At 39.6% G+C, this 15,262-nt stretch carries 11 protein-coding genes and 1 tRNA gene; 6 read left to right on the top strand and 6 right to left on the bottom strand.

Annotation, left to right across the window (positions count from 1 at the left end; all coding sequences use genetic code 11):
• Positions 1-104: 104 nt before the first annotated feature.
• Positions 105-767, bottom strand: coding sequence for a non-canonical purine NTP pyrophosphatase (locus tag B9T66_RS05275; RefSeq protein WP_095627948.1), 663 nt, complete (start codon positions 765-767; stop codon positions 105-107).
• Positions 768-798: 31 nt separating this feature from the next.
• Positions 799-875, bottom strand: a tRNA-Arg gene (locus tag B9T66_RS05280).
• 121 nt (positions 876-996) lie between these two features.
• Between B9T66_RS05280 and gap the strand changes: the two genes are divergently transcribed.
• The gene (gap, locus tag B9T66_RS05285; RefSeq protein WP_095627949.1) at positions 997-1,983 is read left to right on the top strand and encodes a type I glyceraldehyde-3-phosphate dehydrogenase; all 987 of its coding nucleotides are present in this window, start codon (positions 997-999) and stop codon (positions 1,981-1,983) included.
• Positions 1,984-2,007: 24 nt separating this feature from the next.
• Entirely contained in the window at positions 2,008-3,258 is a 1,251-nt protein-coding gene (locus tag B9T66_RS05290) for a glucose-6-phosphate isomerase (protein ID WP_095627950.1), read from the top strand.
• A 62-nt stretch (positions 3,259-3,320) separates the two neighbouring features.
• Here the strand turns inward: B9T66_RS05290 and B9T66_RS05295 are convergent, their stop codons facing one another.
• Positions 3,321-5,525, bottom strand: a complete 2,205-nt coding sequence (locus tag B9T66_RS05295; protein ID WP_180763342.1) for a TonB-dependent receptor — start codon at positions 5,523-5,525, stop codon at positions 3,321-3,323.
• Between the two features lie 83 nt (positions 5,526-5,608).
• On the opposite strand from B9T66_RS05295, the gene nikA reads away from it, so the two are divergent.
• The 4 genes from nikA to B9T66_RS05315 are packed head-to-tail and all read left to right on the top strand — an operon-like array spanning position 5,609 to position 10,426.
• Complete coding sequence (nikA, locus tag B9T66_RS05300) at positions 5,609-7,189, top strand: nickel ABC transporter substrate-binding protein (RefSeq protein WP_095627952.1); 1,581 nt, start codon at positions 5,609-5,611, stop codon at positions 7,187-7,189.
• Positions 7,186-8,130 (top strand): ABC transporter permease subunit, encoded by a 945-nt coding sequence (locus tag B9T66_RS05305; protein WP_095627953.1) that lies wholly within the window; start codon positions 7,186-7,188, stop codon positions 8,128-8,130. The genes nikA and B9T66_RS05305 overlap by 4 nt, the downstream gene beginning before the upstream one ends.
• Positions 8,127-8,978, top strand: a complete 852-nt coding sequence (nikC, locus tag B9T66_RS05310) for a nickel ABC transporter permease subunit NikC (RefSeq protein WP_095627954.1) — start codon at positions 8,127-8,129, stop codon at positions 8,976-8,978. Before B9T66_RS05305 ends, nikC begins: the two co-directional genes overlap by 4 nt.
• A gap of 26 nt (positions 8,979-9,004) precedes the next feature.
• On the top strand, positions 9,005-10,426 hold the full coding sequence (locus tag B9T66_RS05315) for an ABC transporter ATP-binding protein (RefSeq protein WP_095627955.1): 1,422 nt from the start codon (positions 9,005-9,007) through the stop codon (positions 10,424-10,426).
• 15 nt (positions 10,427-10,441) lie between these two features.
• Here B9T66_RS05315 and ciaB read toward each other — a convergent pair whose 3' ends face one another.
• From ciaB to B9T66_RS05330, 3 genes are read right to left on the bottom strand one after another with little or no spacing between them, the layout of a single operon-like run.
• Entirely contained in the window at positions 10,442-12,436 is a 1,995-nt protein-coding gene (ciaB, locus tag B9T66_RS05320; RefSeq protein WP_095627956.1) for an invasion protein CiaB, read from the bottom strand.
• A 49-nt stretch (positions 12,437-12,485) separates the two neighbouring features.
• Positions 12,486-14,573 carry a polyribonucleotide nucleotidyltransferase gene (locus B9T66_RS05325; protein WP_095627957.1) on the bottom strand — a complete coding sequence of 696 codons (2,088 nt, stop codon included), beginning with the start codon at positions 14,571-14,573 and terminating at the stop codon, positions 12,486-12,488.
• Positions 14,563-15,246, bottom strand: a complete 684-nt coding sequence (locus B9T66_RS05330) for a phosphoribosyltransferase (protein WP_095627958.1) — start codon at positions 15,244-15,246, stop codon at positions 14,563-14,565. The genes B9T66_RS05325 and B9T66_RS05330 overlap by 11 nt, the downstream gene beginning before the upstream one ends.
• Positions 15,247-15,262: the final 16 nt, after the last annotated feature.

A 15,262-nucleotide genomic window follows, 5' to 3' on the forward strand; every position in this document is an offset into this window, starting at 1 on the left:
TTGCTTAAGATTCTGTGGGTTTTGGAGATTTTTTGGAAGTTTTGAGGTTTTAAGTTTTGGATTTACACATCATATGCTTTGTGCATACATGCAAAATCTAACAATCATAGAATCTTGAGCAGATACTCCATACATTGCACAAGGGCTTTTTTGCGATGAGAAATTTCATTTTTAGATTCTATTTGTGCGAGGGTTTGTGTGTAATGTTCTGGGACAAAGATAGGATCATAGCCAAAACCCTTATCGCCTTTTGGCGTGGTAATTACCTTGCCCTCACATAATCCTTGGAAGTTTTGTAAGATACATTGCTCATCTATATACCCAAAAAGGCAGACATTCGCGACAAAACGCGCACTAGATTCTTCTATGCCACGAGATTGTAGCTCATAAACAACGCGCATTAGATTCAATGTATCAAGAGAGAGATTGTTGGGCTTTATGTCTTGCCAACTATTATCACCAAAATCCCTAAAGTTAAAACGCGCACTATAGATTCCGGGCGCACCACCAAGGGCATCAACACACAATCCGCTATCTTCACTCAACACAAGATAGGGGGTTTGCATAGGCAGTGTTGTGAGGGCTTGATATACTGCCTTTGCTTTAATGGTGGCATTTTGCTCAAAGCTTGTGCCATTTTCTTCTATCTCAAATGGGGGCATAATATCCCCTACATTAACAATCATCATATCAGGAAGTGTTGTTGCAAAAATAGCTGTAATTTCTGTTTTTTTATGGGGATTGGAAGTGGCAAGAACAAGCTGCATACAAATCCTTAGAAGTAAGAATATATAGTAGTGGTGTCCTTGATGCGATTTGAACGCATGACCTCTCGATTAGGAATCGAACGCTCTATCCAGCTGAGCTACAAGGACTAGCAGGCATAAAAGTTGGGATTCTACTTTTATTTTTTTTGGAAATCAATAAAATAGGGAGTTTTTATATTTTTTTCTTTATAATGCACGATATAATTTATCTTACTTCAAAAGGAATCATATGTCAGTTAAAGTTGCTATCAATGGAACAGGGCGAATTGGACTATGCACGGCTCGTATCATCGGAACAAGAGAAGATATAGAATTAGTTGCACTCAATACCACCGCGCCTATTGATACTCTCGTGCATTTATTGCGCTATGACTCTGTGCATAGGGGCTATAATGTGCAAAAAATCGATGATCACACTATCCAAATAGGCAACAACAAAGTTGCAATCCTTTCGGATAGAGATCCTGCTAACCTTGATTTTAGCCGATATGGCGCACAAGGCGTAATTGAATGCACAGGTAAATTTAACTCTCTCCAAGCCTCAAGCGCTCATATCAAAGGTAATGTCAAAAAAGTTATTATTTCCGCACCAGCTGATGAAGCACCGACATTTGTGTATGGTGTCAATCACCTACAATACAAAGGCGAAAGCGTCATTTCAAATGCTTCTTGCACAACAAACTGCCTCGCGCCTATCGCAAAAGTGTTGCACGATGCGTATGGCATACAAAGTGCATTAATGACTACAATACATAGCTATACAAATGATCAAAATGTGCTTGATGTCAAACACAAAGATTTGCGTCGTGCGCGTGCTGCAGCACTAAATATTATCCCCACAAGTTCAGGTGCTGCCAAAGCTGTGGGACTTGTGATTCCAGATCTTGTAGGGAAGTTTAATGGCTTTGCGGTGCGCGTGCCAACTCCAGATGTAAGTCTTGTAGATCTTAGTGTGAATCTAAGCAAACCAGCAGACAAAGAAGCCATTAATGATCTATTTAGAGAAGTCCAGCATACAAGTATGAAAGATATTATCTATGTAGATGAGGAAAAGTGTGTCTCAAGTGATTTTATCGGATCGCCATATAGCGCAATCTTTGTGCCAGATAAGACATTAGTCATTGGTAATAGTGCCAAAGTCTTAGCTTGGTATGACAATGAAATGGGCTACTCTACTCGCCTTGTAGATATGAGTGTATATGCCCTCACACATTAAACCAAAAAAGGAGGAGGGAAGCCTATGCTAGAATTCACGCATTCTTTTGCCCACACAACAAAAGACGATACAAGGTGCCTAACACAAATCTTTGAATCTATCACCAAAGAGCGCGCAAATCAAACAAGCGGATATTACGCATTGCCCTTTAGTCAAAAAGCCTTGCAAGATTCACAACAATATATCAAGCAACACAAAGATCTTATTACAAAGCTTAAAAATATTGTGATTATTGGCGTGGGTGGTAGTTCGCTAGGATTAAAAGCGCTAGATACTATGCTTAGTTCTTTGCCACAACGCAATGCTATTAAGCTTAGATTCTTGGAATGCACGGATTGTATCGCGGTGGAAACGGCTCTTAAAAAGGTGAAGGTAAAAAATACGCTTTTTATCGTTATTTCCAAAAGTGGTAGCACGATTGAAACCTCCTCTCTTTTCAAATATGTGCTAGAAACTTATAATCTCTTATCTAAAAAGCATACATCACATATCGTGGCAATAACCGATGAGAATTCACCACTGCAAAAATGGTGTCAAAAACACAAAATCGCTTCCATTGGGATTGATAAAAATGTCGGTGGGAGATTTTCTGTGCTAAGTAGCGTGGGAATCTTGCCTCTTATGCTACTAGGATATGATGTAAAAAAACTTCTCCAAGGCGCCAAAGAACTTGCGATGAGATTTTTTGATCGCAAAGAAGATCATATCTTGCAAAAAGCGCTTTATTTGGTGCAAAACCGCGAACAATATCCTATCAATGTGCTTTTTTCTTATTCAAGCATACTCAAGGAATTTAACGCGTGGTATGTGCAATTATGGGCAGAAAGTCTAGGTAAGCTCAACATTCACAACAAAGCGGTAGGATTAACGCCTGTTGGGCTTGTGGGAAGTATCGATCAGCATTCATTTTTGCAACTCATCGTGCAAGGCTGCAAAGACAAAAGTGTGACATTTATTTCGCTTAAACCCACACATTACCCAAAACCTCGCGTTCCTAACACTACACTTACATTTTTAGAATCTACAGACTTTGCTAATGGTGCAAGTTTTGCGACATTGCTAGATAAACAATGTCTTGCTACAATGCAAACCCTACAGGCGCAAGGAATTCCTACAGATTCTATTGTGATAGACAAAATTTGTGAATATAACGCCGGAGCACTTGTGATGTATTATGAACTTTTGACTTCATGTGCCGGTTGTGCTTTAGAGATTAATACCTACGATCAGCCGGGTGTAGAATTTGGTAAAACACGCCTAAGAGAGATGTTTTAGGCGTGTGGCTTGGTAATATAAATCTATAATGTCATTGCGTAGCTAACGCATAATTGCTGTATCTATAGCTTGTATGTGAGTTGCATATACACACTTGCTCCAGCTACACGATAAAAATCATAATAGCGATTATTTGTAAGATTGTATCCACTCAAAGAAAGATCCGCGCCATTACGCCATACATACCCTATTTTTGTGTTAAGGCTAAATTGACTTTCATAATATCCATATGTATTTGTAAGTGGCGTAGAATTTGTATCATTACTAAAAAATGCAGGAGCATAATACGCCCATATCACGCCATAAAAGCCACTCTTTGGAAGATATTTTAGAGTAACATTACTCATATGTCTAGGCACACCAGCAAGTTGCTTGCCCTCTGTGTATGGCATAGCGCTATTTTCCAAGATTCGCGCATTGGTAAAAGTATAATTTGCCCCTACAGATATATATGAACTAAGTGCGATCTCGCCCTCTAGCTCCACCCCATGAATGCGACCAAGTCCTGCATTGACATACTGCCAAGGATTATTTTGCACACCACTACCCGCACGATAAATCATATCTCGTAATTCTGTGTGAAAGTAATACACACTTGTAGAAAGCCTTTGTGTGCGATATTGTGTCCCAATCTCAAAGCTTAATGCGCGCTCTTGCGTAAGATTAGGATTTATCGCCCATACATTGCTTGCGTGCGTGAATTGATACATATCGCGCAATGTAGGGACTCTAAAGCCCGTGCCAATGCTAGAGCTTATAAGCCAAGTAGGTGCAATAGACCAAGAAATGCCAAATTTTGGGCTTATAGATGAAAGCGTAGATTCTATAGTGTCGCGGTTTTGCTCTGGTGCTTGATTGTTAAAAAAATATCCTCCATAATTACGCCAATAATCATAACGCACACCGATATTGGTAGAAAAATTTTCCCACCATTGGGAATCTAATCGCACATAACCAGAACCTACAAATGCCCTTTGACCAAAACCACGAAAGCTATCAAGACGTGTAGCAGAATCACGCCAATTTGCCATATTGCGTTGTTTTTGTGTATATGTGTAATAGCGAAATTGTAACGCTGTAGTTAGAGAATGTATGTTTAAAAAACGAGTATTCCATACTATATCAAGATAATTGCTACTTGAATTTATATCTTGCGTAGTGCCTGCACCGCCAAAACGATCGCCCCCAAGATCGCGATTTGCGTCTTGCCAAGTGCTTAAGAGATTGAGACTAGAGAGAGAAATTTTTAGCACCGAATCTGCCCCAAAAGTATGCGTATAGCCAAGATTCCCTAAAATATGCGTATAATCCCCTATGCCGCCTAATCCAGAACCCACAAAATAATCCTTACCACCAATAAGATGCGTGGATTGTCCTGTAGTATTGTCATACAAATAGCTTGTAAAATGCCCAAAATCATAAGTATGATTGGACATACTCGCCATTGCCCAAAGCATACCGCAATCGCCTATATCGTATTCTGCCTTAAGTCGCACATCATAAGTTTGATACGCGCGTTTGCCACCTGTGCCTATGATGTGATTTCCTGCTTTGTCTGTGTAGTAACCACCAAGTCCGCTACCACTAAGACTTGTATCGTTAGGAGCAAGATATGTAGGAAAACTCGCATACCCACCGCTTTGTGTATAGCCACCGCTAAGCTTTATCCGAAGCCCACCTTGCAAAAATACATCACCCACAGAGGCATAAAGCTTGATTAGGTTTGTATCTGCGCTATCACGCACCAACTCATTGCCATAGCCAACTACCAGATTAGATTCAAATTTCTTTGGCATTGCGGTGACAAAATTTACAACTCCTCCTATAGCGCCTGTGCCATAAAGGCTAGAAAAACTACCTCTAGCCACCTCTATGCGCTCCACATCATAAAGTGAAATTTGATTTAGGATTCTGCTCTCACCCTCCAAATCACTTAAAATCACGCCATCAAGCATAACCAATGTGCCACGATTTATTCCTCGAATCATAATATTTGGACGAGGATTAAACCCTACATCATTTTGGATTCTCACACCAGAAAGTTTTTTAATCGTATCAGTAAGCTTGGTATTAGGAGATTTACGCACCTCTGTAGTGTCCATAACACTTATGTTTCCGTGTATATGCGACACATCAGTTTCTAAGGGGGAAGAGGTAATGATAGAATCTAAAAGGCGTTGCGTATCCTTGGCATACATAACCACCGAACTCCCAAGACATAACAACAAAGAATGTATGACATACACTCTAGGGAATTTTTTCATCATTCTTAAACCTCTTAAAATATTATGATTTTTTTTGTTACAATACCTCATATGCTTTATCACAAAAAAGAAGTAGTCAAAATATTATGAAAATGTCCCTTTATAAAATCTTATCGATATTGTTTTGGTGTTTTGCGTGTAATACTCTTGTTGCTCAAAACATATTACGAGTAGCCATTACTCAAAATGTCGGTGCGCTTAATCCTCAAGGATACAATACAAATGCAATGTTTGCACAAAATATGGTGTATGAAGGATTGGTGCGTTTGGATAAAAATGGTGTGCTTAGCCCTTCTTTGGCAATATCTTGGGAGATTAGCAACGATGGCAAAGTTTATGTATTTGCCTTGCGAGAGGGTGTGCAATTCTCCAATGGAGAAAGCTTTAATGCCGATGCAGTAGTGCTAAACTTTGAATCTATCCTCAAAAATAAAGTAAGACATTCATGGTGCGGACTTATCCACGCACTAGATTCTGTAAAAAAAATCGATGATTCCCACATAGAGCTACATTTAAAGTATCCCTATACTCCCACTTTGTATGAACTCTCCCTCATACGCCCATTTAGATTTTTAGCCCCTAGTGCGTTTCCTCCAGATCTTGATCTCATAAAACACGATCCCAAACCTATCGGAACGGGTCCCTATGTGCTTGTAGATTCACAACCTGGGATTAGCGATAGTTTCAAAAAAAATGAGTATTATTGGGATAAACATCGCTATAACGGAATCTATTTTGATACGATTGTTATGCGTGTTATTTTTGATCCCAATACAAAGCTTAGCGCCCTAAAAAGCGGACAGATTGATCTTATCTATGGATATGACATAATCCCTATTGAGATGTTTTTGCAGATTTGGCACGATAAGAATCTAAAAACATATCTCTCAGAACCAATCTTTATTACTTCTTTGGTGTTAAATTCTAACAAACTTCCTGCATATATGCGAGAGGCTATCGCTACAGCCATTAACAAACAAGAGTTAGTCCGCGGTGTATATGGAGATATGCAGCCTTGTAGCGATTGGCTTTTTATCACGCGCGATACACTTCCGAATTTTCAGCCACAATCCCACACGCAAAAGAAACAATATGATTTTATCTCTAAATCTTGTCAAGCACCAGATACAAAAAAAGCCAAAGCCTTACTTACACAAGCAAATCCTACTCTCCAAGCGCCCATAAAACTAGAATTGCTTTATAGTGGCGATAGTCCAGCCCAAAAAATGCTCGCCCAAATTCTTGCTTATGAACTCCAAAGCATTGGTATTGAGCTGAATCTAAGCGCTAGTGAACCAACGATATATCGCAATAGGCAACTAAATGGTAATTTTGAAATCTCTTTTAATGATACATGGGGCGTGCCATATGAGCCTCTAAGTATTTTATATTCTATGCTTACACCAAGTCATATAGACTTTAGCGCACAATCTGGACTTGAAAATGTCGATACGATTCGGACATTAATCACAAAGCTTTTGGCTCAAAACCCTCATTCCAACAATGCACAAACACTATTAAAGCAGATTCTTAGCCTATTGTCTCAAAGTCATGTCTATATTCCACTAACAGCACAACGCAACAAAGCCATTGCAAACAAAGACATAAAGGGCATACAAATGGGTATTTTAAGCTATGAAATACCATTTTGGGAATTCTACAAATGAATGCATATATCATAAAAAAGCTTTTAAGCCTTATTCCTATTTTGCTTATTGCCTCATTTGCAATCTTTATGTTTTTGCGCTTAGGTGGCACAGATCCAGTCACGCAATTTTTACTAAACTCCCATATCCCACAAACTCCTCAACTTATCGCAGAACTCACAGAGGAATTTGGGCTAAATAAGCCACTTTTGGAACAATACATAGTATGGTTAGGTGGTGTTTTAAAAGGAGATTTTGGCACCTCATATATGAGCGGAAGAGATGTGCGAGCAGATTTTTTTTATTATCTACCAAATACGCTACTGCTTGTGTTTTTTGGCTTTTTGCTTACGCTTATGCTATCTATTCCACTTGGAATCTTAAGTGCTATGTATGAAGGCAAATGGCTTGATAAGGCATTACAGATTCTTTGTCTTGTTGGTGTGAGTGTGCCAAATTTTTGGTTTGCACTCTTGCTTATTGCATTTTTTTGTGTGTCCTTGCAATGGTTACCAGCAATAAGCGACGGAAGCCTTGTGTCCTTTATCTTGCCCACAATCAGCATTGCATTTATGTCAATTTGTATCAACGCACGCCTCATACGCGCAAATATGCTACAGGTGCGAACACAATACCATATCTTATATGCCACACTTCGTGATATTCCACGATACAAGATTATCACAAAACATATCCTCTATAATGCACTTATACCCATTGTTACGGCATTTGGTATGCATATTGGCGAACTTATTGGAGGTTGTTTGTTGATTGAAAGTATCTTTGCTATACCAGGCATTGGGCTTTATAGTATCCAAGCCATTGCCAATCACGATTATCCTATTATCCAATGCTTTGTGCTTGTGTTGTGCGGGATTTTTACACTTTGTAATATCCTTACAGATATTTTGTATGCTTTTCTTGATCCTAGAATCTCTAAAAACTTTAAGGGCGTGCAATGAAATATAATACCTACACGCCTTATAGGCAAAAATCTTTCTTTGCTCACACACACAATATAATCACCACTATATTATTTTGTGTATTTGTCTTATTTGCTATATTTGCGCCCTATATTGCCCCCTATGATCCAAATGCTATTGACATCACGCAAAAATTTGCCCCTATAAGCCTTGAGCATATATTTGGTTGTGATCATTTAGGGCGTGATATTTTCTCTCGAATCTTGCAAGGTATGCGTATTTCATTGGGATCTAGCGCAATAATCCTTGTTTGTATCGTAATCCTTGGTATTAGTATTGGTGGATTATGTGGATTTGTAGGAGGCAAGGTAGATTCTATTATTATGCGAGTGTGCGATGTGCTCTTAAGTATGCCTACCTTGGTGCTTGCGCTCTTTTTTGTAGGGGTGCTTGGTGTGGGATTAGCCAATGTCATTCTTGCCATTATCCTCACACATTGGGCTTGGTATGCTAGGATTGTGCGATCCATTGTCTTAAGCCTCAAAAATAAAGAATATATCGTGCTTTCTAGCTGTTATGGTTGCAATAAATTCCAAAGTTTTAGACGTCATATCTTACGACCAGTCCTTAGCCAATGCGTGATTTTAGCAAGTATGGATTTGGGGCATATGATGCTCCATATCGCTGCACTCTCTTTTATCGGACTTGGTGTGCAAGCACCTATGGCAGAATGGGGCATTATGCTTAGCGAAAGCAAAGATTATTTATGGAGTTATCCTCAACTTATGCTCTATCCAGGAGGGGCGTTATTTATTAGTGTAGCGCTGTGTAATATTATTGGAGAGAATTTGCGTGCATACTATGATATGCCAATCTCTCATACATAGCATTATAACAATGGTAGGCGATATGTATGCAATATAACAATACTCTTACAAAAACTTGCGATGCCATTCATATCAAAAACCTTAGCGTGTGTGCTAATGATACACTCCTGCTAGATTCTATACATCTTAGTATCATGCGTGGTGCTATCACTGCATTACTTGGTGCAAGTGGTAGTGGCAAATCCCTGTGTATGCGCGCTATTAGCAACTCACTACCCTCTAATCTCGCACAAATATGTGGCACTATATCTATCGATAATTCCCCTATGCACAATGCCTCTACATATGTTTCTCATATCCTCCAAAATCCTCAAAGCTATTTTAATCCGCTCTTTAGCATACGATCCCACTGCCAAGAGACACTAAAAGCTTTGCACAAGCCTTATGATACACATCATATACATCGCGCCTTTAAAGAAAGTGGGTTTAAAGATACAGATATAGAATCTGTGCTTAATGCCTATCCTTTTATGCTTAGTGGAGGAATGCTCCAGCGTGCAATGATTGCCATTGCGCTTTTGCGTGAAACTCCTTTTTTGCTTGCTGATGAACCAACAAGCAACCTAGATACACATACCCAAGAAGAAATCCTTGCGACACTTGTAAAACTACGAGATACAAAGCATATTGGAATCTTGCTTATTACGCATGATATGAGTATAGTGGCGCGTCTTGCGGATAGATTCTATACAATCCAAAAAGGGAAAGTGCAAGCTAGTAAGCGCGAGGACATTATCTTACCTCCCAAAGTATCCAAACCCTCCCTATACACGCCTATAACACCGCCAATCTTAGAGGCAAAAGAGATTTGTTATGCATACAAAGAATATGTATTTTTGCGATGTGTGCATACTCCAGTGTTGCATAATGTCCATTGTGTGCTGCACAAAGGCATACATACCGCTATCGTGGGTCCTAGTGGTTGTGGCAAAAGCACATTTGCAAAATTGCTAAGCAAGATTCTCACACCACAAAGTGGGGAAATTACCTTGGATTCTAAACCTCTGCATACATTTGGGCGAGAGCTATACACACAAGTGCAAATTTTATTTCAAGATTCTCTAGCGTCCCTAAATCCTACATTATGTATTTTTGAGAATCTTATTGAGCCATTGATATATCTTTGTGATATACGAGAAAAATCCGCGCAACTAGCGCATATCACTCCACTTCTCACACAACTTTCACTTTCTGATACAATCCTTTGGGCATACCCAAATATGCTATCTGGTGGGGAATTACAACGCGTATGCCTTTTACGCGCTCTGCTCCTAAAGCCGAGGATTCTTATCCTTGATGAAAGTTTATCAGGGCTTGATTTTGCACTACAACTTGAAGTGATAGCATTTCTTCATACGCTCCAAGAAACGACTATTATTTGTATCACACACGATCTTTACATAGCCTATAGACTTTGTAAGCAAATTATATTCTTCCCTGCTCCCTAAATTTACGCATAAATCCTATTCATAGATTTCTTGTCCTATAGCTACATAACGCGCAAAATAATGCTCTACAAGTTTAGCACTTTGTTGGCATAGCACTTGCACACCTTGGGATTGTTGATTAATGCAAAATCGCTCTAACCATAACTTGGCATCTTTTTTATCGCGATAGTGCGTGGCAAGATCTATATAGGTGCGTAGATACCAAAGTGCTAATTCTACATAATGCGTGCGGTGTATGCTAAGTTTGCTAAAATCTTTAGATTCATCAAAGCTAAGCGCCCCACTCTCAAACATACCACGCAAATGGATAATCCCCTCACAATAATATGGGCGCACTTCAAGGCTTTCTCTCCACGCCATAAGTCCCACTGCTCGTTTGATACAATCATCAAATACTGCTTCCCATATCTGCTGATGTATAGAATCGCTTTGTTGTATCGCCATTATGCACTGCTGTATATCAAGACGATATATATCATCTAAGCAATCTTGTAAAATATTTGCAATAGGGCTAGAACCAAGCAAATACGCGACAATTCCTCCACTTGTGGCTTTGAACTCTTCGATGTTTTTAAATTCGCCACTTGCATTCATCACCTCTTCACTGCTTTCATCAATCCACAAAATATGCCCAAACTCGTGTCCATTGGTGCTGATGTCATAAACGCTATGCCATAAATGCTCATTATCAAATAAAATCTCTCGCCCACGCGCAATAAACGCCTTAGGGAAAAACTCATAGGTTAGGCGCATTTGGGGCTTAGCACGCGCTTGTGCAATGATACGAAGAGGAAAAGCAAAAATCTTTTTGCCTTCTTTTTTGCTCACAATTTCATCATTTGGCACGACTTGTGCGCTAAAAAGCCCATTATTTTCTGCACCAAAGAAAAAAAGTGGAATAGATTCATATACCTTGCTTTGCCTAAGGCTATGCTCGACAAATTCCCTGCTGTGTGCGTTATACCCTAACTTTTTAGCAAGCATATCAAAAGCATTGTGTATATTGTGGGCGACATTGAGTGCATATACGCCCTTATTGTCATTTGGTGTGCAAATACGCAAATCCCATTCTGGCGCCACTGCATGTCGATAAATATCTTCATAATATTCTAATGGGTGTCCTATCTGCACAGGTGTATCAATACCCATCCACGCATAATCCACCGCACGCCAAGATTCTATAAGCCGCGTGCTATCATCACAACTCCACGCATTTTTTAGCGCCTCAAGATATGTAATATATGCCTCTTCGCGATCAAAGATAGAATCTTCCAAAGCCTCAAGATTTTTGATACTCTGCTCTAATGCCTCTATAATCGCTCCTACTTCCTTAGGAAACGCCTTGATATAAGGCACGCACGCAAATTCACTCTCTTTTGTAAGTGTTGTATTAGGCATACACGGCAAGGAGTATGTGCGTTGCGCATTTTTATCTTGACTATCACGCTCCATTGTAGGCTCTAATCTCTCTAAAGCCTCTTGAAATGAAAATATCTCACTAAGACGCTCATTAATCCCATAAATAAGCTCCCTATCCCATAGCGCAAAAAATGTATTCATACATTGCCCAACTCTGCACACACTCGCAAAAATCTCACGATAAAATGGGCTAAGAAGCTGTTTAGATTCTATATTTTGTAGCACTTTGGTATGCGCCTTAGCATAATATGTGCTTACAAAATCAAGCATAATCGTTCGTGCATATAAAATCTCATCGCGCGATTTACCTAGAGATTTTAACACTTCCAACAAAGAATCTTCTCGTAAATTCACAATCCGCTCTATAAGCGCCACAAAATGCTCTCTTGTAGATTCTATCTCTAGCTGCGCACATAAATCACATAATGTCTTTTGCATAGCTTCAAGCTGTGAATCTGATGAGCTTTGCGTAGATTCTATGCGTTGCACCACTTCATAGAATCTATAATGCTCTTTCATACTCTCTGCATAGATTCTATACACTTCGCCCAAATCCGCTAAAAATTGCTCTTTATGTTCATTCTCTCTCATATATATGCTCTCTTAATATCTATAGGCTACTATCGCCCTCTCATATGTCCTAAAGATCTATAGCTCTAAGTTCGACTTTTTGACCATTTACGCTTACAATCTCACATTGAATCTCTTGTCTTTGCCCTAGAATCTCACTCATTTTTTTGCTCTTGTCGCTTGTGCATTTGCTGATATGCAAAAGTCCATCACCTCCATGAGGCAACTCCACAAATGCCCCAAAATCCATAACCTTTTTTATCTTGCCACTAAATTGCATACCACTATGATACTTTGCAAAATCTACATCTCTTACAAGATCTAAAATATATTGCTTAGCCCCTTGCAAATCCTCTTTTGTATTAGCGTGTATATGCACATTGCCCTGCTCTCTATCAAGATCAATACTTACATTAAAGCGCTCAATAATGCCCTTAATGGTTTTGCCTCCTTGACCGATGATATCCACCATTTTATGCACACTCACAGGAAAAGTCGTTATTTTTGGCAAGACATCATAATTTGGCTCCACACCTTGGAGTGCTTCACGCATCAAATGCAAAATATGCGCTCTTGCTTTTTTGGCTTGCATAAGTGCATCGTGGAGAATCTCACTTGAAATCCCCCCAAGCTTTATATCCATTTGCAATGCACTAATGCCCTCTTCATTTCCAGCAACCTTAAAATCCATATCGCCATCATGATCCTCTAATCCTGTAATATCAGTCAAGATAGCATATTGCTCCCCTTGTGTCACAAGTCCCATAGCCACACCGGCGATGAGTGTATGCATTTGCACACCACATGCTTGTAATGCCAAACTTCCACCGCACACACTTGCCATAGAACTTGATCCATTAGATTCTAAAATTTCAGACACAAGGCGAATGCTAGATTGTGAATCTTTTAAGCTTGATCGCAATGCCTTACGCGCAAGATTCCCATGCCCCAACTCACGACGCCCCACAGAACCTATCATATCCGCTTCTCCCACGCTAAAACCTGGGAAATTATAATGGAATAAAAATTTATCTTTTTTTACTGCTTCCCCAAGTGGCTCAATGCTTTGGGCATCATTATCGCCACCTATGGTGCAAACCACAAGGGCTTGTGTCTGTCCTCGCGTAAAAAGCGCACTACCATGCGCATAAGGCAAAGGATTCATCACAATACTAATAGGGCGCACTTCATCAAGTTTGCGCCCATCTGCACGCATACGATCTTGCAACACCATTTCTCGCATAAGCGACTTTTTATACACGCTAAGCGAATATTTAGCATCTTCTTCCTCATAGCCTTGCGCTACAAGATAGGCAATAATCTCATCAAAAAAATCGGCGCGCTCACTTTTAGAGGCTTGTGTAATGGCATTTTTGACTAATTGGGCGCATGAATTTTGCAAAAATTCTAGGGCTTTAGAATCTTGTTCTTGCAACACAAGCTCTAATGAAGGCTTGATAAAAGGCGCAAATGCCTCCTTAAAACACGCACAATCTTTTTTAATCCTCTCTTTTGCAATCTCAAGCGCTTCCATTACTACAGATTCTGCTAAAACACTTGTATGATTGTCTGTATTCATTTCTATCATCAATAATTCATCATCTTTTCCACTCACAAAGAGATCTAGTGTGCTTTGGGCGCGTTGCTCTTTGGTGGGATTGATGATAAATGTTTCATCTACAAATCCAAGGCGCACAGCACTTACACACATTTTTGGCATGCCCTTGATACCGATATTTGACACATACAACGCATTTGCTGCGGCATGCAGTGCTCCCAATGCAAGATCGCTCTTGCCATCATAGCTTAGCACCATCACCACGATATGTGTCGCATACGCAAATCCCTTTGGAAAAAGTGGGCGCAAACTCCTATCAATCAGGCGTGAGGTAAGAATCTCAAAATCATTTGGCTTGCCCTCGCGCTTGATAAATCCAGATGGAAACTTTCCACACGCATATGCTTTTTGAATATATTGCACACTAAGAGGGATAAAATCTCCCTCAACAACTTTCTTGCTTTGCACACACACACTCGCCAAGATTCTAGTGCCTCCACTCGCATATAGCACCGAACCATTACTTGCCTGTGCCACACTTCTAAAATCATACGATTCACTAAGGTTTTGTAATTCCACACATACTGCATTATGATTCATCATTTGTATCCTTTCTTTTGTAGCTCAAATGTTTATCCAAAATTTCCTCAATCACCTTACTTTCAAGTGGTTGTAATTCTTTGTAGTAATGCTCCACATTCACAAAATGCTCCACGCTTTGCACACATAATACTTCATCGCATACTTCATTAAGAGATTCATACACGCTTGTAGGCAAAATCGGCGTAGCCACCCTAATGCTTTTGGCATTGAGATTCACACAGGTTTTAATCGCACACATCACGGTCAAACCTGTATCAATGCCTTGATCAACAATAAGCACATCTTGCCCCCTAAGAGAAGAAAGCAACTCACCCTTGCGATATTGATAACGCGTAGGAATGATGCTCTCTTCATATTGTCTTTTGGCTTCACCATAAATATAATCTAGGCTTATGCCAAATGTATCGATGAGATTCTCATGCATAACTATATCAAGCTCTTCACTCACAATAGCAATCTGACATTCTGGATTTAATGGAGCGCAGAGAGTTTGGGTAAATAGATATTCTAGGGGAATTTTTAGAATCTTTGCAAGTTCATCGGCAAAATACGCTCCATCTAGGCTTGTGGCTAAAAGCACGCTTTGGCTAAAATCAAGGTTTCGCACCATAAGCACATCTACAAGCTTTTGCAACGCTTCTTGTCTATTAGCAAATATGGTATTTTTCATAACTCTCCTTTCATAG

The sequence above is a fragment of the Helicobacter sp. TUL genome (assembly GCF_002287135.1).
Classification (GTDB): domain Bacteria; phylum Campylobacterota; class Campylobacteria; order Campylobacterales; family Helicobacteraceae; genus Helicobacter_F.